This is a genomic window from Bacteroides rodentium JCM 16496, assembly GCF_000614125.1.
Lineage (GTDB): Bacteria > Bacteroidota > Bacteroidia > Bacteroidales > Bacteroidaceae > Bacteroides > Bacteroides rodentium.
This window is the reverse complement of the sequence record NZ_BAKJ01000004.1, coordinates 157,791-181,434: the sequence shown is the minus strand read 5'-3', so window position 1 is coordinate 181,434 and position 23,644 is coordinate 157,791. Positions and strand designations below refer to the sequence as shown.

The following is a 23,644-nucleotide window of genomic DNA, read 5'->3' as shown; positions in this document are numbered from 1 at the left end:
GTGCTTACTATTATTCGGCAGCAGCTTCTTCAGCAGCAGGGGCTTCTTCAGCAGGAGCCTCTTCGGCCGGTGCCTCGGCAGCAGCTTTTGCGGCAGCCTCAGCAGCTTTCTTTTCAGCCAGTGCTTTTGCTTTTTCTTCGTTTATCTTCTTTTCAGCTTCCAGACGTGCTTTTGCTTCAGCCTTCTTAGCTTCGTCTTCCTTAGCCTTCAGAGCAGCCAAACCGCTTTGTTTGTTGTTCTTCCAAGCTTCGAACTTAGCGTCAGCTTCAGCTTCGCCAAATGCGCCTTTTGCTACACCGCCCAGCAAGTGCTTCTTCATGTAAACACCTTCGCGAGAGAGGATGTTACGAACTGTGTCAGTAGGTTGTGCACCCTTCAACACCCAGTCAAGTGCGCGGTCGAACTTCAAATCTACTGTGGCAGGATTGGTGTTAGGATTGTAAGTACCAATCTTCTCAATAAATTTACCATCACGTGGTGCTCTTACGTCTGCAATAACGATAGAGTAGAAAGCGTAGCTCTTACGTCCATGTCTTTGCAATCTGATTTTTGTTGCCATTTAATTAAAATGTTTTTAGTTAATGATTTGAATTATGCTACTATCTCGTAATAGCGGGTGCAAAGGTAAGAAAAGATTTTGAGTTATGAGTTATGAGTTATGAGTTATTTGTTGGCATGAGGAATGTTTTTTTCTCCCGAGTATTTCCTGGGGTATCTCAGCAGAATGGCGAGTATGGCGCATGCTCCCATGCAGAAGGGGTAGTATAGGTTTCCGATGATGCTGATGGGGGAGATGCCGGCAAGTCCGGCGGCTATCAGCATTTGTGCTCCGTAGGGGATGATGCCTTGCATGAGGCATGAGAAGGTGTCCAGTATGCTGGCTGTTTTCCGGCGGTCCAGGTGGAAGCGGATGGCGATGTCCTTGGCTATGGGGCCGGTGGTGATGATGGCAATGGTGTTGTTGGCGGTACACAGATTGGCGATGCTGACCAGGGCGGCGATGCTGAATTCGGCTCCCCGCTTGCCGCTGACGTGGCGGGTCAGCCGGGAGATGATGAAGTCGATGCCGCCGTTGTAGCGGATGGTTTCGAGCATGCCTCCGGCCAGCAGGGTGATGATGATGAGCTCGCCCATGCCGGTGATGCCCGTCCCCATAGCTCCGAACCAGTCGAAGAAGGTGGTGCCGGTATAGATACCGATAATTCCAGTAGAGAGGATGCCCAGCAGCAGTACCAGCATGACGTTGACACCTGCTACGGCCGTGCCCAGCACGATGAGGTAGGGGATTACCTTTATCCACTCGATGGTCTGCACTTGGGGCGGGGCGGAGACGGACAGTCCTTGAAAGATGTAGATGCCCAGCACGACAAGCGCTGCGGGGACTACAATCATGAAGTTGACGCGGAACTTGTCCCTCATCACGCAGTCCTGCGTCTTGGTCGATGCAATGGTGGTGTCGGATATGAAGGAAAGATTGTCTCCGAAGAACGAGCCTCCCACCACGATGGCAACCATGTAGGCAGGTCGATGCCCGTCTTTTCCGCCAGTCCCACGGCTACGGGGGTCAGTGCGACGATAGTTCCTACGCTTGTTCCTATCGAGAGGGAGATGAAGCAGGCGGCGATGAAGATGCCCGCCAGCAGCAGGTTGTCCGGCAGTATATGCAGGGTCAGATTTACGGTCGCATCAATGGCGCCCATCTGCTTGGCACTTTGGGCAAATGCTCCTGCAAGGATGAATATCCATACCATCAGCATGATGTTTTTGTTGCTGGCGCCCACGGAAAACAGGTAGATGCGCTGTTCCAGATTCAGGCCGCGCGTGATGGCGATGGCATAGCAGGACGAGGCGAGGAAGGCTACCGTGATGGGGACTTTATAGAAGTCGTTCACCAGGAGCGAGGTCACCAAGTAGAGGCAAAGGAATACCGCCAACGGGCTGAGTGCCCACCAGCCGCCTTTGGGTTTAGGGGTTGTATCGGTTGTTGTTGACATAGTTGTATTGTTTGGTTGAGATTAATGGTTCACCACAGATTTCTATCTTTCAATCCATTCTGTGTTAATCGGTGTAATCTGTGGTGAAATCAATTCCGCTGCAAAGGTAACAAAAACAAAGGGCGGCACAAAATGGTTTTGTCCCGCCCTCCATATATCAGCCTTTAATTTTCAATTTACAAAGTTACTCCGGTCTTGAAGATGGCTATTTCCTTGTACCTTTCTTTTCGTTGTTCACGAATTCACCGCTTGCTACTTTGATGATATACTCGATGAAGCGTTCGCAGGTTTTCTCCATCGGTTCGTTCTCGACGATAACTCCGGCGTTGAAGTCTATCCAGCCCGGTTTGTTCTTTGCCAGAGTGGAGTTGGTGGAAATCTTCATGGTTGGCACATAGGTTCCGAAGGGCGTTCCGCGTCCTGTGGTGAACAGCACCATGTGGCATCCGCAAGAGGCAAGGGCAGTGGCGGCTACAAGGTCGTTTCCCGGAGCAGACAGCAGGTTCAGTCCCTTTACTTTCAGGCGTTCGCCATACGGAAGTACCCCTTCCACGTAGCTCGTGCCGCATTTCTGGGTGCATCCCAAGGCCTTGTCCTCCAATGTCGAGATGCCACCCGCCTTATTTCCCGGAGACGGGTTTTCGCCTACCGGTTCACCGTGTGAGAGGAAATATTCCTTGAAGTCATTAATCAGCTTCACCGTGTCCTCAAACAGCTCTTTGATGCGGCAACGGTTCATCAGGATGGTTTCCGCACCGAACATTTCCGGCACTTCCGTCAGTACGCTGGTGCCGCCTTGCGCTACCAGGAAGTCGGAGAACATGCCCAGTAGCGGATTGGCGGTGATGCCGGAGAAACCGTCCGAACCGCCACACTTCAGGCCTACGCGCAGTTCGCTCAAGGGAATATCCTCGCGCCGGTCCTGGATGGCTCGGGCATAAAGTTCGCGCAGCAGCTCCATTCCCTCTTCGTATTCATCGCCCACTTTCTGGGTCACCATAAACTTTACGCGCTCCCGGTCATAGTCTCCCAGGAACTCGCGGAACACATCCGGCTGATTATTCTCGCACCCCAAGCCTACCACGAGTACGGCTCCCGCATTGGGATGCAGCACCATGTCGCGGAGGATTTTCTTTGTATTCTCGTGGTCGTCGCCCAACTGGGAGCAGCCGTAGTTATGGGGATAGGCCATGATGGCATCCACGCCCTTTCCGTCCGTTTCGCGGCGCAGGCCTTCGGCAAGCTGGCCCGCGATTCCGTTCACACAGCCCACTGTCGGAATAATCCATATCTCGTTGCGCACGCCTACGTCGCCGTTCTTGCGTCTGTACCCTCTAAAGGTCAGGTTTGGCGCGCTGGTATTGAGGTTTAGAGTTGCAGTATTGAGGTTTACGTTGACGGGGTTGTATGTGTATTCCAGCAACCCGGACAAGTTGGTCTTGATATTGTTTTCATTCATCCAGTCCCCCTGCTTCTGCGCTTTCCGGGCGTGGCCGATGGGGTATCCGTATTTAATGACGTTTTCGCCTTCCGCAAAATCTTTCAGTGCAAATTTGTGTCCGGCAGGAACATCCTCGTTCAGGGTGATTTCCTTTCCGTCCACCGTGAGTTTTTCACCTGCCGGGAGTGCTGTGATAGCTACTGCAACGTTGTCGGCAGGATTGATTTTCAGATACTTTGTTTCCATCTTTTTAAATTTTCCATTTACCATTTACAATGTACAATTTGGCTGCGCTGCGTTAGTATTAGTTCCCTTCCGCATGGCCGAATTGTACATTGTAAATGCTAAATTGTACATGCAATTATTTATTGTAATAAAACTCTATATTCTCCTTCGTAAGCAAGTCAATCGGCATGAAGTTTTCCCTTGTGATTTCCTTCTTCAGAATCAGGTATTCGCACAAGGCCTTGATGCCGTCGAATCCTTGCAGGGTGGGCTGCTGTGCTATGAGGAAGAAGATGCTTCCTTGTTTCAGGCAGTCTACGTTGCGTTGCAGCAGGTCATAGCCCATCAGGTTGAAGTCTTTTTTCTGTTTCTTCAGCAGGTATTCCCCGATGATGTATGCTTTGGAGTTGAAGGTGATTCCGTTCTTTACGGTAGGATGCTCTTGGAAGAACTCGTCCAGCATCAGTGTGTCCTCGCTGTCGCGCTTGGCATGCAGGTCCAGTTCCCAGATGCGGCAGTCGGGATGATGCTCCTGCATGTATTCGCGGAAACCTATCTCGCGGCGTTCCTGCTGGTTCGACCCCACGATGCCTTCATTTATCTTGCGGAAGATGACGATTTCCTGTGCGTCTTCTCCGGCAAGCAGCATCAGCATGCGGGCGGCAAAATATCCGCTTTGGTGCGAGTTCTGCCCGTAGAAGGAGAGGGCGGGCTCTTCCTTTATGTTGGAGTCTATATATATATAAGGTATATTATGTTGCGTCAGCTCATCCGTGAAGGGCTTGGTGTATTGCGGAACGGTGGGGGCAAACATCACTCCGTCCGGCTCCAGTGCCAGAATCTGTCCGGAGGCTTCCGCAAAAGAATGGTAGTCGTACGGGTCATAGTAGGAGAGGTGCACGGCCACGTTGAAGTCAGAGTAAGTCTCCACGGCGTTGTGTATGCCCGTCTCCACGTCTGTCCAGTATTCGCCTTTCTCGTGTAGCGGCAGCAGGCAGGCAAATGCGTACTTCTTGTTCGAAGCCAGTGCACTGGCATACATATTGGGCTGGTAATCCAGTTGTTTCAGGATTTCTTCCACCCGCTTCCGGCTGGACTCGGACACACCGCTACGCCCGTGAATCACACGGTCGACGGTTCCCACGGACACATCGGCCATCTTGGCGATATCTTTTATTCTGACTCTTTCCATCTGTATATTTACGATTTACAATGTACAAAGTACAGTACATGTCTTGTGCTCGCACACAATTATAATCTTAATATTTTCGATACAAATATATGATAATTTTTTGTATTTCAAAAATTGTTGTATCTTTGTGCCCGCACACGAAGACTGTGAAGAACGAATATTATTTTGATTTACTCTCCATAGTTTCAGGTGTTTAAGACCTTTTTAGGCTTCGAAATGATAAATTGAAAGGAAATAAATTAATTTCATATTTAAATAAAACATAGAAAGATTATGGGAAAGAAAGTCGTTACATTGGGTGAAATCATGCTGAGACTGTCTACTCCGGGAAACACCCGTTTTGTGCAGTCCGACTCTTTTGATGTGGTATATGGCGGCGGCGAGGCCAACGTGGCTGTCAGCTGTGCCAACTACGGACATGATGCTTATTTTGTAACCAAGTTGCCGAAACATGAAATAGGCCAGTCGGCTGTCAACGCATTGCGCAAGTATGGCGTAAGGACAGATTTCATTGCGCGTGGTGGTGACCGTGTAGGTATCTACTATCTTGAGACCGGTGCTTCCATGCGTCCCAGTAAGGTAATCTATGACCGTGCACACTCCGCCATTGCCGAGGCGGATGCGGCGGACTTCGATTTCGATGCCATCATGGAAGGTGCAGACTGGTTCCACTGGTCGGGTATCACTCCCGCCATCTCCGACAAGGCCGCCGAGTTGACCCGCCTGGCTTGCGAGGCTGCCAAACGTCACGGTGTTACGGTGTCGGTAGACCTCAATTTCCGTAAAAAACTCTGGACCAAAGAAAAAGCCCAGTCCATCATGAAGCCTTTGATGCAGTATGTGGATGTCTGCATCGGCAATGAAGAAGATGCCGAGCTCTGTCTGGGCTTCAAGCCCGATGCAGACGTGGAAGGCGGCAAGACGGACGCTGAAGGCTACAAGGGAATCTTCAAGGCGATGGCGAAGGAATTCGGCTTCAAATATGTCATCTCTACGTTGCGCGAGTCTTTCTCTGCCACCCACAATGGTTGGAAGGCGATGATTTACAACGGTGAGGAATTCTACGAATCAAAGCGTTACGACATCAATCCTATCATCGACCGTGTAGGTGGTGGCGATTCTTTCTCAGGCGGTATCATCCACGGCTTGCTGACAAAACCCAACCAGGGTGCCGCCCTCGAATTTGCAGTAGCGGCTTCTGCCTTGAAGCATACCATCAACGGTGACTTCAACCTTGTTTCCACAGAAGAGGTAGAAGCGCTGGCTGGGGGGGATGCAAGCGGACGAGTACAGAGATAAATTCATTTACTATTAGACTATTTACGATTTACTATTTGATACTCTTGTTGATGACGACAGAAGAACTGAAGAATAGGTTGAAGGTATTTGCGGTAAGGGTTGTCAAATTGGTAGACAAGTTGCCTAATACATCAGCTGGTAGAGCGATTGGTAATCAGATTGTTCGTTCCGGAACATCTCCTGCAGCCAATTATCGAGCTGCTTGTTTGGGAAAGTCAGATAAGGATTTCTTGAATAAATTGAAGATGGTGGAAGAAGAACTCGATGAAACTTTGTATTGGATAGAACTTCTTGGTGATACCGCTTTAATAAAATCGGAGTTACTTACTGATTTGTATAAAGAAAACGAAGAACTTCTGAAAATAATAGTCAGTTCTATAACGACCATGAAGGTAAGAATGAATAGTAAATAGTTTAATGGTATATGGTAAATAGCTTAATGGTATAAAGAATAAGTAGCAGAACATTTAAATAGTAAATAGTAAATCGTCAAATAGTAAATAAAAAGATGAGTAAATTTGATAAAATCTCAGTATTGAATAAGATTGGTTCTACCGGAATGGTGCCCGTCTTTTATCATAAGGATGCAGAAGTTGCAAAGAAAGTTGTAAAGGCTTGTTACGATGGAGGTGTCCGTGCGTTCGAGTTCACGAACCGTGGTGACTTTGCCCACGAGGTGTTTGCGGAAGTTGTGAAGTTTGCGGCAAAAGAGTGCCCGGAGATGGCTATGGGTGTAGGTTCTATCGTTGACCCTGCTACTGCGGCGCTGTATTTGCAGTTGGGTGCATGCTTCGTTGTAGGTCCGTTGTTCAACCCGGAGATTGCTAAGATTTGTAACCGTCGTCTGGTAGCTTATACTCCGGGGTGCGGCAGCGTTTCGGAGGTAGGTTTCGCGCAAGAAGCAGGTTGCGACCTCTGTAAGATATTTCCGGGCGACGTGCTTGGTGCCAAACTCGTGAAAGGTTTGCTGGCTCCGATGCCCTGGTCCAAGCTGATGGTGACCGGCGGAGTGGAGCCGACTCAGGAAAACCTGACCTCCTGGATTAAGGCGGGTGTGTTCTGCGTAGGTATGGGTTCCAAACTCTTCCCGAAGGATAAGGTCGCTGCTGAAGACTGGACTTATGTTACGGAAAAATGTAAAGAAGCGTTAGGTTATATTGCCGAAGCAAGAAAATAAAGAAGAAATTCATTTTGTTTAAAGGTGTTTAAAGGGGACAGCCATCGAAGCGTTTCGGCGCTTCGGTGGTTTGTTTTTTACTGGAAAGTATACTCTCGATGAACAATAAAATGTTTATAAGTGTAAACTGTACCCTTAAACTCTAAAACAATGTTATAAAACATGCGAAAAATGTGCCGGCGTTTTGCGCGCGCGGATAAAACACTTACCTTTGCAGTGCAGTTGGGAAACTGCATTTGGATTTGATAAATAATAAAACAGTTTTCAATAAAGGATATTAGTTATATAGGTAAAAGGATTGAAAATAGATTTTTTCATAAGCTAAATGTTTTGAATAAATAGGTAAATTAGGTAAAGGTAAAAAATTGGATTTTGAAGTTTTCAGAATAGGTAATTGAAGTTTTATTTTTCAGGTAAAGAGAAAGATTGATTTTTAGGTAACATTGATGCAGTTTAAAAGAAAAGCCTTAAAGGCTTTTCTTACAGGGGCGAGGGGTTCGTGAGAGCTTGCTCGTTTTTTTATTCCTATATTCTTCGCATTTTTTATATATTTTATCCAGACTCTACTTCTTTTTCGTATCTTTGTGTCGGATACCCATTAAAAACAAGCAGCAACTCTAAAGCTTAAATAGCTCTGAATTTGGAACATATATTGAATATACTCGATTGGCTTTTATACATATGGTTTGCAATAAACATACTGTATCTATTGGTTTACAGTCTGGCGTCACGCGGCGTGACCTGCCTCTGTTCCCTCCAGCCAAGGAGCACAAGCGTTTTGCCATACTGATTCCTGCCTACCGCGAAGATGCCGTGATACACGAGTGCGTCCATTCATGTCTGGAGCAGGACTATCCTGCCGACTGTTTTGATACGGTTGTCATTTCGGACCGTATGCAGCCCGAAACCAACGCTTCCCTGGCTTCGCTGCCTATCCGCCTGGTTGAAGTGCATTTTGAGAAAAGCACCAAGTCCAAATCTCTGAATGCCGCCATGGCTGCCATCGGCAATGACTATGACATCGCTTTAGTGCTCGATGCGGACAATGTCATCCCTTACGATTATCTGAGTGACATTAACGACCTCTTCGCCAATCCGGAAGTCGAGATTGTGCAGACCCACCGGAGTGCCAAGAACCTGAACAATGACATGGCCCTGCTCGATGCCATCAGTGAGGAAATCAACAATACCATTTTCCGTCTGGGGCATGCCAAACTGGGCTTGTCGGCCGCCCTTATCGGTTCCGGCATGGCGTTCCGTTATGACTTGTTTCGTGATACGATGGCGGGCATCAAGGCTGTGGGCGGTTTCGACCGTGAATTGGAGCTGACCCTGCTCTATCGCGGCAAGCGCTTTTATTATCTGCCCGAAACCTTTGTGTTCGATGAGAAGATACAGAACACCGGTGATTTCTCCCGTCAGCGCCGCCGCTGGCTGTCGGCACAATGGCACTACTGCCAGATTTTCGCCAAGTTTCTGTGGAAGGCGCTTGCTGCGCGTAACTGGGACTTCTTGCGACAAGCTTTTCCAGCAGCTTTCCATTCCCCGCCTGCTGTTGATGGGCTTCACGTTCCTCTTCTCCGTGTTGTTTACGGTCTATCGCTGGACATGGGGGCTGAAGTGGTGGCTGCTCTTGGTGTTGCTCGCTGTGGCCCTGCTCGTTGCCGTTCCCAAAAGGTTCTGCACCAGCCGCCTGGCAATGGCCCTGCAAAAGATACCCTATACATTCCTGCTGATGGCAGGAAATATCTTCAAGCTGAGTGGGGCAAACAAGACCTTTATACATACCAGGCATGGGGTGGTTGAAAAGTAGGAGAGTTGCATTTACGTGAACTGAACAAGTCTATAAGCAAACAAATGATATACGGAAAATTCACTTTAGAAGATTGGCGTACAGCCTGCGTAGAGGGAGAAGAACCGGAACCTTCTTTTGAGAATCATCACCTGCGTCTATTCTTTTTCGGTACTTTGTACAACCGGGACGTCTTGCAGGCAGCCCCGGATGATACCAACGCCAAACTTGCCGCCGCCGCTTTTCTATCCGATCCTACTTATGGTTTCTCACGTCTGGACGGTTCGTTCACCATCGTATATTATTCCGAAAACGAGTGTGGAGTGGTGCGCGACCATCATGGTACGCATTATCCCATCTATTATACCACCGGCGGCTCTTTTTCCACTTCCTGGCAAGTGTTAGGGGAACGGCTGGAAAGTTGTTTCGACTATAATCCGGTTTCACTGAGTGCATTCCTTCAACGTGGCATTCTGAAGAATAACCGTTCCGCTCTGTCCGATGTCCATTCTTTGGGTGCCGGTGAAAAGCTCTACTCCGGTCTGAAGCGTGACAGCGTTTTTGCGCATGAACCCAAGGTCGTGACTGAACGGAATCCGGATGTGGAAGTCTACTCCCGCCGTTATGGAGAATTGCATGCACAAGCCATCCGCCGGCGTATCGGCCATAGCCGCAGGGTAGGTATCCTGCTGAGTGGCGGCTATGATTCCGGGTCCAACCTTGCTGCGCTGCGCAGCATTTACGACGGACAGATTGACTCCTATTCCGTAGGCTTTAAAGGGGATACCTGGACGGAGCTGCCCATGGCCCGCCTGATGTCCGAAACCTTTGGTACCCGCCATCACGAGTACGAGATTGACGGTACGGAAATCACTGCCTTGCCCCACATTGTCCGTTTTCTGGGTGAGCCTTTTATGGAAGGCGGGCTGATGGTAAACTATTGTGCCATGCGCATGATAGGCGATGACAAGCCCGACGTGATTCTGGGAGGTGACGGCAGTGACCAGTATTTCGGTACTTCCGGTCGCGAAGTGGCGCTGCATTATTTGGCCGCCCGCACAGGATTGCGTCCCTTGCTGCGTGGCATCAACCGTCTGCTGGAGCATGAAGCCTTTGATACCGGCGGAAAGCTTTCCCGCATCAATTTCCATTTGGATAAGATACTTCATATACTGGAAGGGGAGCGTTTCGGCTTCTCCGATTCTGCCTTGTGTGCCCTTCTGCAAAATCCGAAAGAAGATTTTGAGCCGGTAAAATCTCTGCGGGCCGATATCCGCAGCTTCGAACATCTTTACGCGCAGCATGCCATTCTTTCCGATTTGGAGATTGTAATCAATCGTATCATTCTTTTCAAGGCGTCCGGCATGGCACGGATGTTCGGTAACAATCTGACGTATCCTTTTATGGACCTGGAGCTTTTCCATTTCCTGCAGGAGCTGCCGGTAGGGTTGAAGTGCAGGGGCAACAGTGTACTGGACATTGCGCGGGGTCGTTCCGTTTCCAAGTATTTGTTGAAGCACCATTATAAACCTCTGCTTCCCGAAGCCATCACGTCGAAAAAGAAGCAGGGTGGTTTTGCACCCATGCCGCTGTTCTTCCGCGACAAGGCACGGCGGGCTTTTTTCAAGGAGTTCATTCTCTCTTCCGGCATTATGGGCGATTATCTCCGTCGTGACGCGGTGGAGAAATTTCTTGAAGATTATGAACTGGTTGCAGAGAAGGAGGGCGGTTGGTTCTGGCATAGGCAGAACAAGGCTTTGCAATATTTCAATCTGTTGACGCTTGTTGTGTGGTGGGAAGAGTTTGTGGAAGGGAGTGAGGTGAAATTCTGAAAATATGATTGAAAGTATGAAAGTTTCCATTATTATTCCGGTTTATAATGTTGCCAAGTACATAGAACGGTGTCTGCTGTCTGTGTTGAACCAGACCTGGCCGGATTTGGAAGTTATTCTTGTGAATGACTGCACTCCGGACGACTCTATGGAGATAGTCAGACGGGTGGTGGCTTCGCATCCGCGCGGAACGGTGGTGAGATGTCTGGAACATGAAGAGAACAGAGGACTTTCTGCTGCAAGAAATACCGGTATTTCTGCGTCTGTTGGCGATTATCTGTACTTCTTGGATAGCGACGATTATATTTCTGCGAATGCAATAGAACTTTTGGCAGATGCAGCGGGGCAGAAGCGACCGGATTTTGTGATAGGCAATTACGAGGTGACCGGTGCCAGACGTTGGGCTCCTCCTTTATCATTAGGCACCGGGTTTTATGAAGGGAATGCTCTTGTACTTTCCACTTATGTGCAGGGAAAATGGTATGTCATGGCAGTGAACAAGCTGATAAATCGTTTCTTTGTTTTGCAACATAAACTTTATTTTCAGGAAGGTATTGTACACGAAGATGATTTATGGTCATTTAAGTTGGCATGTATAGCCCAAAGTATGTATGTTGTTGATGAGGCAACTTACTTTTATTTTATGCAACCGAATTCTATTATGCGGGCACCGTCTATACGTAATTTGGAATGTCGTGTGCTGGTGCTGGGTTATATTTACGACTTTATCCGGTCTTCCCGGTGTTTGCAGGATAACCGGCATATATATATATACTTTGAGAATCTGAAAGCGAAATATTTTGACCGTATTCTGTATTTCACGAAAGACACATCCTTTCATTATCAGAGTTATTTGGTATTCAGGAACAAAAAGTATGCGTCTTTGTTGGAGATGACTGGCCTGCACCCCGAATGGAAGCTGATGTTGCAGAACATCCATTATGTGCTTCCTGCGTATGCCGGCTATCTGTATTTTAAGGCTTTTGTAAAGTCAGCCTACTATTTGTTGGTGTTGTCTATAAAAATGAAGGCAGTGTTGCATGCAAAATGAGCGAATATGAATAATCTTCCGGAAATATCCATTATAGTACCCGTTTATAAGGTAGAAGAGTACTTGCCACAGTGCATTGACAGTATTCTTGCACAGACCTTTACGAATTTTGAGCTGTTGCTGGTAGATGACGGGAGCTGACCGTTGCGGGGAGATTTGTGAAGAGTATGCCGGGAAGGATACGAGGATACGGGTGTTCCATCAGGCTAATGCAGGATTGAGCTGTGCCCGGAATACAGGTTTGATGAATGCTCGTGGAAGATATGTAACCTTTATTGATTCAGATGATTATGTAAAGCCTTGTTATCTTGAAAGGCTGTACGGTGCATTGCCTGCCGATAAAACGAAAGAGGGAGTGATAGTCGGTTCTCTTGATGCGTATCTGCCAAATGGGGACTTTCAGACGTTTCACGTTCCCGAACAAGATATAGCTTCGGAACAGATGTATCTTATATTGACAGACTTGATAGACAAGCGTGTTGCGTACGCAGGCAGCAAGCTATACGACAATCGGATTATCAAACAATACCGGGTGGGCTTTGTTCCTTTTGTTTCCGGACTGGAAGATATGCTGTTTATGTTGGACTACTTGATGTATGCGGATTTTATGGTTATTCGTGATTATAATAATTATATTTATAGAGTGGGCTATTCCATGGATGCATTGTCTGTACGTATAAACAGCTTCCCGGCAGAATATGCTGCATTCTCCAATTTTTTGAAAAGAGTCTATGTGTATCAAAAGAAATTTAATTTGGAGGATGGCTCATTGGGTGGCACATGGAATTCATTGACTGTCTTTTTCCATAAAGTGATTTTGGCCATCTATAAACCAGAGCATAAGTATACCCGGCAGGAACGGTTGTCTTTTTTACATCAAGTCCTTTTATCAGACAAAGAATGGATAAGAAGATTTTTTCTTCCACAGTATAAAGCGGATGTGTTTGGCAAATTCCTGCTTTGCAGAGTGGGGGCATCGGCTTTTGACGGGTGGATGCGTTTCTTGTCAGGTATAAAATTCAAGAAGATGTTTGGAGTAAAATAACGGAGGTCATTATGAATATCTTGTTTATATATCCCAGAATGTTTCATCCTCATCGCGGAGGTATCGAAAGAGTGAGCGATTTACTTTGCAGAGAATTGATAAAGAGAAAACACAAGGTGTTGTTTTTGCATAACATTTGTGATGAATCCCTTGAGGATTATCCATATCCTGCTCCTATTTATTTTTTCCCTTTTTCTGTTCAAGAAGTGGAGAAGAATGCTCCTTTTTATCGCAATTTTCTGATAGAACATCATGTTGATATTGTGATAAACCAAGATATTATGGCATATCATGCACTGTGCCGCTTTTCCAAAGACATCAGTGGGGTAAAAACAATTTCCGTGTTGCACTCGTCTCCTTTAAATATGTATGATCACTTGTTTGGCCTCACGATGCGTTTAAGAAACAAATCATGGATTGAAAAGGTCAAGCGAATAGCTCGTGTAATCAAGATTCCGAAGATAAAATCCGATTATTGGCAGAATTTGAAAGTCTGTTATGACGATTGTTTCCTTTATACAGATTTATTCTGCTTGCTTTCCTCAAAGTTCATTCCTGAACTGAAAAAGGTACATCCGGGCGATATGGAGCGGGTTGTCGCCATCGCTAATCCTAATACTTATACCACACAGACTTTTATAGAGACAAAGAAAAAACAGTTATTGTATGTTGGCCGGATAGAGTGGTATCAAAAACGGGTTGATCGTTTAATTAACATTTGGAGATATCTGTATCAAGATTTTCCTGATTGGGAATTGGTAATTGTGGGTGATGGACCGACAAGGAAGGAGTTGGAGCAAAAGTCTTCAAAGATGGAACGTGTTGTTTTTGCAGGATACCAAAATCCTGATTCGTTCTACCGAGATGCAAGTATTTTATGTATGACAAGTGATTTTGAAGGCTGGGGAATGGTATTGACCGAAGCCATGACATTCGGAACGATTCCGGTGGCATTCAACTCGTTCGCTGCTATAACGGATATTATAGAAGACGGACAGACCGGCGTGTTGGTTCCTCCTTTCTCTTGTAAGCAATTTGCACGGAAGCTGGGCGTATTGATGAAGGATGAGGAATTGCGCAGGGAGATGTCAAAGTATTGTATGGAGCATGTGAAACGTTTTGATATACAAAGTGTGGTGGATGAATGGGAGAAAGTTTTTGACCGTTTGAAAAACAATCAATGATGCCTTTTCAGTATCCGGTGGGCGAATGCACGTATGCCCGGAGTGAAAAGATAGAGTAACGAGCAGGTCAATATCCCATAAGTGGAAATCAGAATCATTCCATAGAGAATCCAATGTGTAAAAGAGCTTTCCGGTGTAAAGTCATTGCTTGGATAGAGATGGTAGCATACTATTCCCGGCAGCAGTATAATCAGCAGATGCTTGATGTAGCCCGTCCAATAGTGGAAAACGGATATTTTGAATCCTTGCGAATAAAGGAAGTAAGGTTTCCAGATGACTATGATGAGAAATAAACTGGTTATGTTGCCCATCAAAATTCCCGACAGTCCCCAAAAATGTCCGGCAATGATGGCAACAGTCAGGTTGATGATTACTTCCGCAATGGGAGCCCAAGTATCTTGAAATAAACCATACCCATAGGTAAATTGGTCTATGGCACCTCGGGTGTAGCTGATGAACGAGTTGATGATAATCAGATACAGAATGTGTTGGGGCAATACATATTCACTTCCCAACCATAATGAAATGAAAGCGCCGGTCAGTTGAAGCAGGGCAAATGAAATGGTTCCGGCTATCAAGAAACGGATACCCATCAACTCCCAGAATACTTGCTGTATACGTTTGGGATCTCCCTCGGCTATCAGATTGCCTACTCCTGCATTGGTACTCCCTAATAAATTACTGATAAATATACTTATCTTATCTATAATGAGGGTATAGTTTCCATAATATGCCACAGTCTTAAGAGAGACGAAGGCATATACCAGGAAGGGAGTGGTTTGGAACTGTACGAAACCGCCAAGTTTATGGACAAAGAGCTGTTTGGTATACCGGGTTACTTCCGGATATTTCTTGAAAAGCAGCTTTCCTTGTTTCACTTCGCTTTTCAGCCAGGGGTATACCTGGTTGACTTTCCAGTTCAGGATAATGGAATAGACAATGCCCAGCAGAAGTTCCAGGCTAATCCATAGGTAATAGTTGCCCGTATAGTAGACTAATCCCATTTGTAGACAAGTCTTTATCAGTACGGCACTTTGAAAATAGGCTGTCACTACATAGTTTTTCTGGTCCGCTCCCAGAAGGGTTTGCTTGTAATTGGCAAAATATCCTATTAGTGAAGTGGTCAGATACGAGAAAAATGCAAAATAGATGATGCCTAAATCAAAGACATTATTGGGGAATATCAGGGGTAGGAAGCATGCCAAGGCACATCCTGCACTTAGAATGATAAAACCGATACGGCGGTAGATGAAACCGAAAACGGAAATTATTTCATTGATTTTCCTTTCATCGTGTTCAAAGAGGGGCTTATACAGAACGTAGCCGATGGCTGTGCTGATACCCAATTCTGCAAGGTTCAGAAAACCCAAGAGATTGTTCAGTGTACCTATCAGCCCCATAAAGTCTGCGCCCAATGCATCCAGAAAGATTTTTCTGGAAAAAAATGATAGGGCTAAACTCAGGACATAAAAAATGAGGTTAACCCGCGCATTGAGCAATGATTTTTTAAGGCGTGACTCCTGAGACATAAGTTTTTTGTTATTACCGGCAAAAGTACACAAAAAAACAGTATGCTCCCTTTTTTTTGTGATTTGTGGGTAAATTATTGATAATTAGCAGCTTTTATGATACGATTTTATTCAATCTTCCATCCGTCAATACTCCTCTTCTCCAACGAAAAGTTTACGCCGATGCGATACAGTTTCCGGTGGTCCATTGCAAAGGGTTTGGCATATCCTTTGTCTTCTATCTGTTGCAGGGCTTCCTCGGGTGTACCATCCAGTTTAAACTCTACGATGTAGACGTAATCCTTAGTCTCTATCACCATATCCATACGGCTTTCACTGGTAGGACGCTCCACTTTGGTATAGAATCCCATCATGCGCATCACGATGAAGAAAGCATTCTGAAAATAGAGTTCGGCATCGCCTACAATCTTATAGTCCGTATCAGAAAACATGGTGGCCAGGCGGGTCATGAACTGCTCCGGATTACCCTTGCGTACGTCTGCTATGAAGTTTGATACAAAATAGACGGATTCACTGTCCTTTATCGGCATGTAGTAGGGCATCAGGTATTTGATGAATCCTTCAGCCACTTCCTTGTTGGGGAATCCCAGCCGATAGATGTTGAATTCTTCGTCATATTCCTTTATCGTGAGGTAGCCACTTTGGTAAATCACAGCAATGGGATTATCCTTGAACGACTCCACGTCTGTCAGTGTCTCTGCAGTCACTCCTTCACTCGTCAGGTCGGGCAGACAGAAGTTGTTGTCTTTCAGTAACTTCACAAGGTAGGTGGGGGTGCCGGTCTCAAACCAGTAGCTGCCGAACTCCAAGGAACGGAAGGTATTCAGCAGGCTGAAGGGGTTATACAGATTGGTTCCGTTCTGGCGGAAGCGGTAGCCGTCGTACCGTTCTTTCAGTCGCAGGCAGACTTCGTCGTAGGTGATACCGTAGTTTTCGGCTATCTGGTGCAGCGGTTCTTCAAAATAGGTGTGTATCTCCTTGTCTGTCATTCCGCAGAGCGTCTGGAACTGTCGGTCCATGGAGAGGTCTATCAGGTTGTTCAGGTCGCTGAATACACTGACCTTTCCGAATTTCGTTACCCCCGTCAGGAAGCCGAAACGGATATACCGGTCCTGCGTTTTCATTACGGAATAGAAGGCTTTGAGCGTGTTGCGATATTCATTTTGCAGCTCTTCGTCACCAATGGCCTGGAGCATGGGTTTGTCGTATTCGTCCACGAGGATGACCACGCGCTGGCCGGTCTGCTCGTAGGCGCGGCGGATGATTCCCTTGAAACGCAGTTCGGGGTTGACTTCGCTGGGGACAGTTCCGTAGATGTTTTCCCACTGGCAGAGGGTATCGTTCAATACATTGATAAGGCTGTTCTTTTCATCGTATTTGCTTGTGTTCAAATCCAAATGCAGTACCGGATATTTCGTCCATTCTTTTTCAAGCTGTTCTATTTCCAGTCCCTTGAATAGTTCCTGCTGTCCGTTGAAGTAGGCTTCCAGTGTGCTGATGAGCAAACTCTTTCCGAATCTCCGTGGGCGGCTCAAGAAGTAGTAGTTACTTGTATTAACCAATTGGTGAATCAATGCAGTTTTGTCTACATAGGTGTACTCACCAAGACGGATTTTCTCAAAACTCTGTATTCCAATAGGGTACTTCATACGACTGATTTTGTTTTGATACGCTTTTTGCTTAATCAAAACAAATGTATGAATAAAAAATGAGGTGGCAAAGCTTTTGTCATGCTTTGTCACCTCTCTTTTCTTGGTTACCACTTCTCTTTTTTCACTTCAAAACACGGGCATTGTTTCGTCCATTCCATCGGTTCCACCTCTCCGTTGTTGTTCAGGTCGGGGCTGAGGTCGCGATGTCCCGCCACTTTTGCTTCCGGATAGTCCATCAGCAAAGCGCGGACCAATACGCGGAGCGAGTGGCGTTGCCATTCCGTGCGTGTGTCTTTGGGATTCCCATAGTGGTCCAATCCGCCTTCGTAGGCGATTCCGATAGAGTGGGCATTGTAGCCGCGGGCGTGGGCGCCGGCCCTCTCGACCGGGCGGGTAGTCAGGATTTGTCCGTCACGACGGATGTAGAAATGATAGCCCGTGCCATCAAATCCACGTCGGCGGTGCGCGGCTTCCAGAGCTTGCCCGGTAAAGGGACGGTCCTCGCACGTGGCGCTGCAATGTATCACAATCAAATCAATTTTTCTCATTTTTCTTTACTGTTTGCCTTTGGGAGCTGTTCGCTAAAAGGGACCACCGCTGTTCATGGCGTGTGCGCTGAATGCACCCAAAAGCGCCGAAGCTACAGCAATGATTACTTTCAGAATCTTGTCCCAGGCTGATGATTTTGTACTCATAAAATTAAGGATTAAGGGTTAAGGGGTAGGGATTAAGGATTAAGGATTGGGGATTAAGGATTGGGGATTAGGGATTAAGGGTTATAGTCGAACAGAATTGGTTTGCGAAAAAATACGGAGTAGCTTACTTCTCCTCCTCCGGAGGAGGGGAATTAAGATACTCGCTCTATTTGCTTTTCTTTTCGCAAATCATTTCTGTTCTACTATAATCATTAGGGATTGATTAGCGATAAACGATTTGCTTGTGTTCATTAATCCCTAACCCTTAATCCCTAATCCTTAAATCCTTCCTTCTTTATCCCAGCGGATTCTCTCCCTGGTCTCCGTCGGAACCTCCGCCATCGGGATTATTGTCGCCGCTTCCGCCACCGGTGCTATCCTTGTCGGCAGTTACAAGCTCAAAGATGAGGTTGTTTGCTCCGCCTTTGGTGGTGGCGTTGCTGTCATTCACCAGCCGCAGGGTGTTGGCTACTTTGAAGCGGATGTTGACGCGTTCGATGTTTTTCACGGTGCAGTCTTTGGCCAGTTCGGTGGCACGGCATTTAAAGGTGGTGTGGAAGATGCCGAAGCCGTCCAGACGGACACTGTTGCCGTCCGTCAGCGTCTGGCGCATCTGTCGTACGATGCTTTGCCTACGTGCTCCACGTCTTCGGCCGACATGGCTCCCAGTGCTTCAATGTCTTGCGCGATACGGGCAAGGTCGAAGATTTTGGCATCTTGGGGCTTGCGTTTCAGGGTGTAGACCATGGGGGAGCTGCTGTCCCCGATTTTCTTGTGGCGCTGTGTGCGCACTACTAATGCTGTTGGCATGATGGTTAATGTTTAATGGTTAATGTTTCATTCCGAAAGGGGAAAGGAGGTGTCTCCGCGGCGATGGCCTCTGCTCCGTTTCGTTGATACAAAGATAGTATATGGGGCGGGGAGGCAGGGAGGTTAGGGGAGGTAGGAGGAGGATGGGAGGTTATTGTTTCTTTTGTTTTGGATTTGTGACAAATAGGAGGTATATTTGTATGCGCATAGATGTGCGTAAACTGAATAAAAAGACGTGGAATATGTTGGAAAACAGTAATCAGGATATACGCTGGAAGCAGCGTTTTCAGAATTATGAGAAGGCTTTCAAGCGATTGGTGCGTGCCATTGAGGTGGTGAAGGCCACGCCGGATGATGATTTGTTGCAGTCGGGACTTGTGCAGACGTATGAGTACACGTTTGAGCTGGCGTGGAAAACCTTGAAAGACTATCTGGAGCTGGAGGGCTTTCTGTTGCGCTCTCCTCGCGAAACCATTCGGCAGGGCTTTCAAAGCGGCTATATTACGAATGCCGAAGATTGGCTGCAGGCTTTGGCCGACCGCAATCTGACTACTCATATCTATGACGATGCAGTGATAACCCGTGTGCTGAAGGATATTTTTGAGCGTTACTTCTTCATACTTCAGGATTTTTACCAAACTTTTACAGCCAGGCGGGATGAGTGAAGTGCAATGGGAAAAATATGGCTTGAGTGAGAAGAACGGCAAGTGTGTATGTGCTGTTTTAGCTCGTTTTGATGAAGTGCGTGAAGCCGTACTTTTCGGGTCGCGTGCCAAAGGCAATTATAAAAAAGGGTCTGATATTGATATAGCAGTGAAAGGCCCCGTAGAAAAAGATGTCTTGGCGCAATTGATTATGGCTTTTGACGAGTCACTGTTACCCTATTTTGTAGATGTGGTGGTATATGCCAATCTTGAAAACGAGGCATTGCGCGAGCATATAGACAGAGTGGGGGTGAGGATTTATGCTAAAATGGGGGAGCCTTAAATCAAGGCTCCCCGAAGACATTAATCATAAGCTGCACTTGTGCGGGCGTGTACCGTCGGCAATAAGGTTTCATGCCCGTGGCAAGCAGGCGTTGTTCCAGCCCGGGGGCGGTGCGTATCCATTCGTTCAGCCGGTTGACGGCAGTCTGCTGGGCGATGCCCGGAAGGTAGTACATGGCCAGTTCGCCTTTCCCGTAACTGCGGACGGGGAAGCGAGGCTCTGCAAAGGAATCATTTTCTTTCATCATATTCTTTAAAGTTCAGGTTGTATGTTTTCTTTAATACGGATAACACGTGATTGCACGGATAACACGTGATTGTACAGTTTGCACATGCTTGCACCTATTCTCTTCTTTCCATCTTGTAAAGATACGGATTTTTACTCGAATAACCTGCCTTGTTCTTCATTATTTTTCAACCAATTTTCGTTGTCGAACTGTGTGTTTACCGGTCCCAGTTGCTCTCCTTGGGGGGTGTGGATGACGTCTTCCTCGCAGGGCCAGTAGCGTCCGTTCAGGTGGTTGTATACGAACTTGGCTTCGGTGTTGGCGCTGCCCAGGTGCTTGAAACGGACCTTCTCGATGTAGATGGTGGCTATCTGCTTCGTGTCGTTGCGGTCTACCACGAGGCAGAAGTCGGACATATTGGCGAAGTTGGCGGATCCGTTGATGTCGTTCATCTCGATGCGGCGCCGGGTGCCGTCCTTTTCGTTGCGGTTCACCTTGCGGGGGTGGGCCACGAGGATGACGAGGCACTGGTTGCGGGTGGCGAAACGTCCCAGCTTGTTCAGCGTGTCGGTGATGTAGTCCATTTCCGTCTGCCCCGGTTCCAGATGTTGTTCCAGGCGGTTCATGGGGTCGATGACGAGGATGCGCACCCCTTTGCGGCGCACCACTTGGCGGGCTTTCTCCAGGATGTGGTCGATGCCGTAGCTCCCGTCGTCGGGCAGGATGTGCGACACGTTGCGGTCCAGCCAGCCCACTGCCTGCTCGTAGACGGCATCCGTCATGCCCGGTCCGGGGGTGAAGCGGTGTCCGGTCAGCTTCTCTGCCAGCTTGTGCAGGTGGTAGGCGATGGGCATGTTTTCGGGGCTGAAGAAGGCGATTTTCCACTCGTGGCGCAGGCAGAGGCGCAGCACCAGTTCGTCGGTGAATTCGGACTTGCCGTCGCCGGGGCGTCCGGTTATCACCAGCAGGCGGCGGGGCTCGAAGGTGCAGTGTTCGTCGAAGTTCTCCCAACCGGTGTCGGCACCCCGCTGCAGGCCGTTTTCGTAGAGGGAGCGCAGGTCGTCGCGGCAGTCTTCGGCGGTGAAGATGCCTTCCAGGGGCATTTCTTCGGCTTGCTCGATGCAGATGCGGAGGCTTTCGGCGCCGTATTTCACCAGATGCTCGTTGGCATCCTTGCAGCCCTCGCCGAAGTGCACGATGCGGCAGCGTTCCACTCCGAGGCGGCGCGTGAGTTCCTGCCGGAGCGACTGCCTGCCGGGTCCTCGTCTACGGCGATGTAGATGGCCTGCTTGTCTTCGAAGTGCGACTCCACGAAGCGGTCCAGCCACGTGAGGTTGCTCTGGGCGCCGGCGGGTACGGAGACGACGTCCTTGCGTCCGGCGGCGATGATGGCTGCCGCGTCGAACTCGCCTTCGGTGATGATGCACTCCGGGGTGCCCAGGATGCTGTCCACGTTGTAGGGGATGAGTTCGGCGCCCTTCACCATCATGAAGTGTTTCAGGGCGCTGCGGTACTTGGTGTTGACGAGCGTCCCGTTCTCGAAGTAGTTGAAGCAGATGCAGTTCTCCTCCTGGCCGCTCTCGGGGAGGCGCACCGTCTCTTCGGTGATGCGCAGGGTGCGCAGCAGTTCCTGCGGCAGGCAGCGGACGGTGGTCCAGTATCGTTCCAGGTTCTCGGAGAGTTGCATCCGGGCAGGGTCGAAGGTGGGGCGGCGGAAGTGCTGGGGCGGTGCGGCGGGCTTCCGGCGCATGTCGCGGCGCTGCTGCTTGAGGCGTTCTTCGGCGTCGTCGGGCACGTAGAGCTTGTAGCCGCAGTGGTGGCAGTAGCACAGGCCTTTGTCCAGGTCTACGGAGAGTGACTTGTTGCCTTTGTGTCCGCGGGTGTCGTTGCATTGCGGGCAGATGGTCTTGATTTTGCCGCTGATGCGGCCACGGGTTTCGATGCCGTGTTGATGGAAGTTTCTCATATTGTTTTTGCTTTAGTAGTTTTCTGATAATTTTTTTAGGCAAATGCCACACTTCACGGGGGCAAATGCCACACTTGGGACGTGCTGAGGTGTGGCATTCGGAACGCTGACATGTGGCATTCGGAACGCTGAGGTGTGGCATTCCGGATGCTGACATGTGGCATTCCGGATGCCGGAGTGTGGCGTTTCAGCCGGGTTTCTGTTTCGACTTTTTCGATGACGGCGGCGGGGTTTGCGAAGCCCACGAACGGGTCGTTTCGTTCCAGAAGGCGGTATTGTCCGGTCGGGGCGGCGCTTCGTCGGGGATGGGGCAGCCCAGGTAGGTGCGCCGTCCGTTCACCAGCTGCTCGTAGCGGTAGGGGTCGGGAGGTGCGGCGGCGGACTGCTGCTTTTCGAGGCCCAGCAACAGCATGCGTAGTTCCTGCGAGGTGCGCTGGCCGGCTTGGGTGTAGAACGTGAAGTAGCTTCGCACTTCCTCCTGGCTGTCCATCTTCTCCTCTTTTCCGAGGAGCACGATGTGTTTCTTGAATTCTTCCAGTGCCGTGTCAAAATACTTGTTCAGCAGGACACTGTAGCCGCTTTTCATGCAGACCATTTCACGGAACAGTTGATTTTTCGACAAGCCATCCACTTGCTTCCTCCAGCTTTGGTAGGGAGTGATGCCGCCGTCGCCGCCGTTCTTTTGGACGACACCGTCGTCTTTTCTCTTCATCTTCTCTTCTCCATTCTGTTCTTCTCCATTCTGTTCTTCTCTATTCTGTTCTTCTCTTACGCGCGCGAGGTCGGTTTTCTTTGTATTGCCGCTGTTGTTCAGTGAGTTATCGTCGTTTTTCGCATCCTTCTGTTTTCTCCGGAGTTTTCAAATTGTTTTGCAAATGATTTCCTTTTTCCGTATAGTTGAAGTTGATGGCAGATTCAAATTCTTCTTCGTGGATAGTGAAAAGTTTGTATTCCCAGATGATTTTCTCCATGTATTTTTTGGAGAACCCTTTTCTTGAAATAATATTCAGTTGACTGAAACTGAGTTTCCTGTCGGGTTGTGCACAGAGCATCTCGATGATGCGCAGATACATACCATAGCCCCTGCATCCTTCATTATCGATGAGTGCGGCCAGTCTTTTGTCATTAGGCAAATCGTTGGGGTGTTTAAACCAAATCATTTTCTTCGTGTATTAGTTTTCTATTTCCTGATAGTTATTCTTATATTCTGAAAGGATAGAAGGGCTTCATAGTGACGTGTAAGGGGGAGACTGTTCAGCGGTCATATCTTTTAAAATATGCGGCAAAGTTACGTATAACAGAACGAGCCTGCAAATGGACTTTTGTAGGCTTGGCAGTATTTCATCGGCCCCAGAAGCTATTCTGCGTGTGCTCCCGCCTTTTTTCGGGTGCTTAGGCATACAATGGGGAAATTTGTGTTTTTTTTTACAGAAAGTAGCCGGTGGAGCTCTCTCTTTAGGCGGCCTTCTACTTGTTACATTCGTAAACATTTGATTCACAACGCAACTATCGGTTTCCGGACTTTGTCTTGTGCATACGCGTCATCT

The 23,644-nt window shown here is 48.1% G+C and carries 17 protein-coding genes and 6 pseudogenes; 10 read left to right on the top strand and 13 right to left on the bottom strand.

Features of this window, described 5'->3' with window-relative positions:
- Positions 1 to 10: 10 nt before the first annotated feature.
- From JCM16496_RS03175 to JCM16496_RS03160, 4 genes and pseudogenes are all read right to left on the bottom strand, one after another.
- Positions 11 to 559, bottom strand: a complete 549-nt coding sequence (locus tag JCM16496_RS03175) for a 30S ribosomal protein S16 (protein ID WP_005837359.1) — start codon at positions 557 to 559, stop codon at positions 11 to 13.
- A gap of 104 nt (positions 560 to 663) precedes the next feature.
- A pseudogene (locus JCM16496_RS03170) lies at positions 664 to 1,994 on the bottom strand (Na+/H+ antiporter NhaC family protein).
- Positions 1,995 to 2,170: 176 nt separating this feature from the next.
- Positions 2,171 to 3,681 (bottom strand): annotated as a pseudogene (locus tag JCM16496_RS03165) (UxaA family hydrolase).
- Positions 3,682 to 3,796: 115 nt separating this feature from the next.
- Positions 3,797 to 4,852: a LacI family DNA-binding transcriptional regulator gene (locus tag JCM16496_RS03160; protein WP_025832263.1), complete on the bottom strand. Its 1,056-nt coding sequence runs from the start codon at positions 4,850 to 4,852 to the stop codon at positions 3,797 to 3,799.
- Positions 4,853 to 5,125: 273 nt separating this feature from the next.
- Between JCM16496_RS03160 and JCM16496_RS03155 the strand changes: the two genes are divergently transcribed.
- The 8 genes and pseudogenes from JCM16496_RS03155 (at position 5,126) to JCM16496_RS03120 (ending at position 14,232) form a co-directional block, all read left to right on the top strand.
- A complete protein-coding gene (locus tag JCM16496_RS03155) occupies positions 5,126 to 6,151 on the top strand; it encodes a sugar kinase (protein WP_025832260.1) in 1,026 nt (341 codons plus the stop codon).
- A gap of 50 nt (positions 6,152 to 6,201) precedes the next feature.
- The gene (locus JCM16496_RS03150) at positions 6,202 to 6,564 is read left to right on the top strand and encodes a four helix bundle protein (RefSeq protein ID WP_025832259.1); all 363 of its coding nucleotides are present in this window, start codon (positions 6,202 to 6,204) and stop codon (positions 6,562 to 6,564) included.
- 95 nt (positions 6,565 to 6,659) lie between these two features.
- On the top strand, positions 6,660 to 7,328 hold the full coding sequence (locus JCM16496_RS03145) for a bifunctional 4-hydroxy-2-oxoglutarate aldolase/2-dehydro-3-deoxy-phosphogluconate aldolase (protein ID WP_005827446.1): 669 nt from the start codon (positions 6,660 to 6,662) through the stop codon (positions 7,326 to 7,328).
- Between the two features lie 640 nt (positions 7,329 to 7,968).
- Positions 7,969 to 9,141, top strand: a pseudogene (locus tag JCM16496_RS03140) (glycosyltransferase family 2 protein).
- Positions 9,142 to 9,185: 44 nt separating this feature from the next.
- On the top strand, positions 9,186 to 10,952 hold the full coding sequence (locus tag JCM16496_RS03135) for an asparagine synthase-related protein (protein WP_025832255.1): 1,767 nt from the start codon (positions 9,186 to 9,188) through the stop codon (positions 10,950 to 10,952).
- A 16-nt stretch (positions 10,953 to 10,968) separates the two neighbouring features.
- Entirely contained in the window at positions 10,969 to 12,003 is a 1,035-nt protein-coding gene (locus tag JCM16496_RS03130) for a glycosyltransferase family 2 protein (protein WP_025832253.1), read from the top strand.
- A 6-nt stretch (positions 12,004 to 12,009) separates the two neighbouring features.
- A pseudogene (locus JCM16496_RS03125) lies at positions 12,010 to 13,048 on the top strand (glycosyltransferase).
- A gap of 11 nt (positions 13,049 to 13,059) precedes the next feature.
- A complete protein-coding gene (locus JCM16496_RS03120; protein ID WP_025832251.1) occupies positions 13,060 to 14,232 on the top strand; it encodes a glycosyltransferase in 1,173 nt (390 codons plus the stop codon).
- Here the strand turns inward: JCM16496_RS03120 and JCM16496_RS03115 are convergent.
- The 5 genes and pseudogenes from JCM16496_RS03115 to JCM16496_RS03100 all read right to left on the bottom strand — a co-directional run bounded on the left by JCM16496_RS03115 (position 14,226) and on the right by JCM16496_RS03100 (position 18,918).
- Positions 14,226 to 15,761: a lipopolysaccharide biosynthesis protein gene (locus tag JCM16496_RS03115; RefSeq protein ID WP_025832249.1), complete on the bottom strand. Its 1,536-nt coding sequence runs from the start codon at positions 15,759 to 15,761 to the stop codon at positions 14,226 to 14,228. The two genes, JCM16496_RS03120 and JCM16496_RS03115, sit on opposite strands and share 7 nt — an antisense overlap.
- 107 nt (positions 15,762 to 15,868) lie before the next feature.
- Complete coding sequence (locus JCM16496_RS03110; protein ID WP_025832246.1) at positions 15,869 to 17,410, bottom strand: ATP-binding protein; 1,542 nt, start codon at positions 17,408 to 17,410, stop codon at positions 15,869 to 15,871.
- 107 nt (positions 17,411 to 17,517) lie between these two features.
- Positions 17,518 to 17,961 carry an N-acetylmuramoyl-L-alanine amidase gene (locus JCM16496_RS03105; RefSeq protein ID WP_005827473.1) on the bottom strand — a complete coding sequence of 148 codons (444 nt, stop codon included), beginning with the start codon at positions 17,959 to 17,961 and terminating at the stop codon, positions 17,518 to 17,520.
- A 33-nt stretch (positions 17,962 to 17,994) separates the two neighbouring features.
- Positions 17,995 to 18,108: a smalltalk protein gene (locus tag JCM16496_RS22620; protein WP_005827475.1), complete on the bottom strand. Its 114-nt coding sequence runs from the start codon at positions 18,106 to 18,108 to the stop codon at positions 17,995 to 17,997.
- A gap of 295 nt (positions 18,109 to 18,403) precedes the next feature.
- Positions 18,404 to 18,918 (bottom strand): annotated as a pseudogene (locus JCM16496_RS03100) (HU family DNA-binding protein).
- A 242-nt stretch (positions 18,919 to 19,160) separates the two neighbouring features.
- Between JCM16496_RS03100 and JCM16496_RS03095 the strand changes: the two are divergent.
- Both JCM16496_RS03095 and JCM16496_RS03090 read left to right on the top strand, forming a co-directional pair.
- Positions 19,161 to 19,583, top strand: coding sequence for a nucleotidyltransferase substrate binding protein (locus JCM16496_RS03095; protein ID WP_128809419.1), 423 nt, complete (start codon positions 19,161 to 19,163; stop codon positions 19,581 to 19,583).
- Positions 19,576 to 19,905 carry a nucleotidyltransferase family protein gene (locus JCM16496_RS03090; protein ID WP_025832240.1) on the top strand — a complete coding sequence of 110 codons (330 nt, stop codon included), beginning with the start codon at positions 19,576 to 19,578 and terminating at the stop codon, positions 19,903 to 19,905. The genes JCM16496_RS03095 and JCM16496_RS03090 overlap by 8 nt, the downstream gene beginning before the upstream one ends.
- A gap of 1 nt (position 19,906) precedes the next feature.
- Here JCM16496_RS03090 and JCM16496_RS03085 read toward each other — a convergent pair whose 3' ends face one another.
- The 4 genes and pseudogenes from JCM16496_RS03085 to JCM16496_RS23355 all read right to left on the bottom strand — a co-directional run bounded on the left by JCM16496_RS03085 (position 19,907) and on the right by JCM16496_RS23355 (position 23,257).
- A complete protein-coding gene (locus JCM16496_RS03085) occupies positions 19,907 to 20,152 on the bottom strand; it encodes a DUF4248 domain-containing protein (protein ID WP_025832238.1) in 246 nt (81 codons plus the stop codon).
- A 131-nt stretch (positions 20,153 to 20,283) separates the two neighbouring features.
- Positions 20,284 to 22,097 (bottom strand): annotated as a pseudogene (locus JCM16496_RS03080) (bifunctional DNA primase/helicase).
- Positions 22,098 to 22,284: 187 nt separating this feature from the next.
- Positions 22,285 to 22,809, bottom strand: a complete 525-nt coding sequence (locus JCM16496_RS23360; RefSeq protein ID WP_244440209.1) for a DUF7833 domain-containing protein — start codon at positions 22,807 to 22,809, stop codon at positions 22,285 to 22,287.
- Between the two features lie 106 nt (positions 22,810 to 22,915).
- Positions 22,916 to 23,257, bottom strand: coding sequence for a Lin1244/Lin1753 domain-containing protein (locus tag JCM16496_RS23355; RefSeq protein WP_244440208.1), 342 nt, complete (start codon positions 23,255 to 23,257; stop codon positions 22,916 to 22,918).
- Between the last annotated feature and the right edge of the window lie 387 nt (positions 23,258 to 23,644).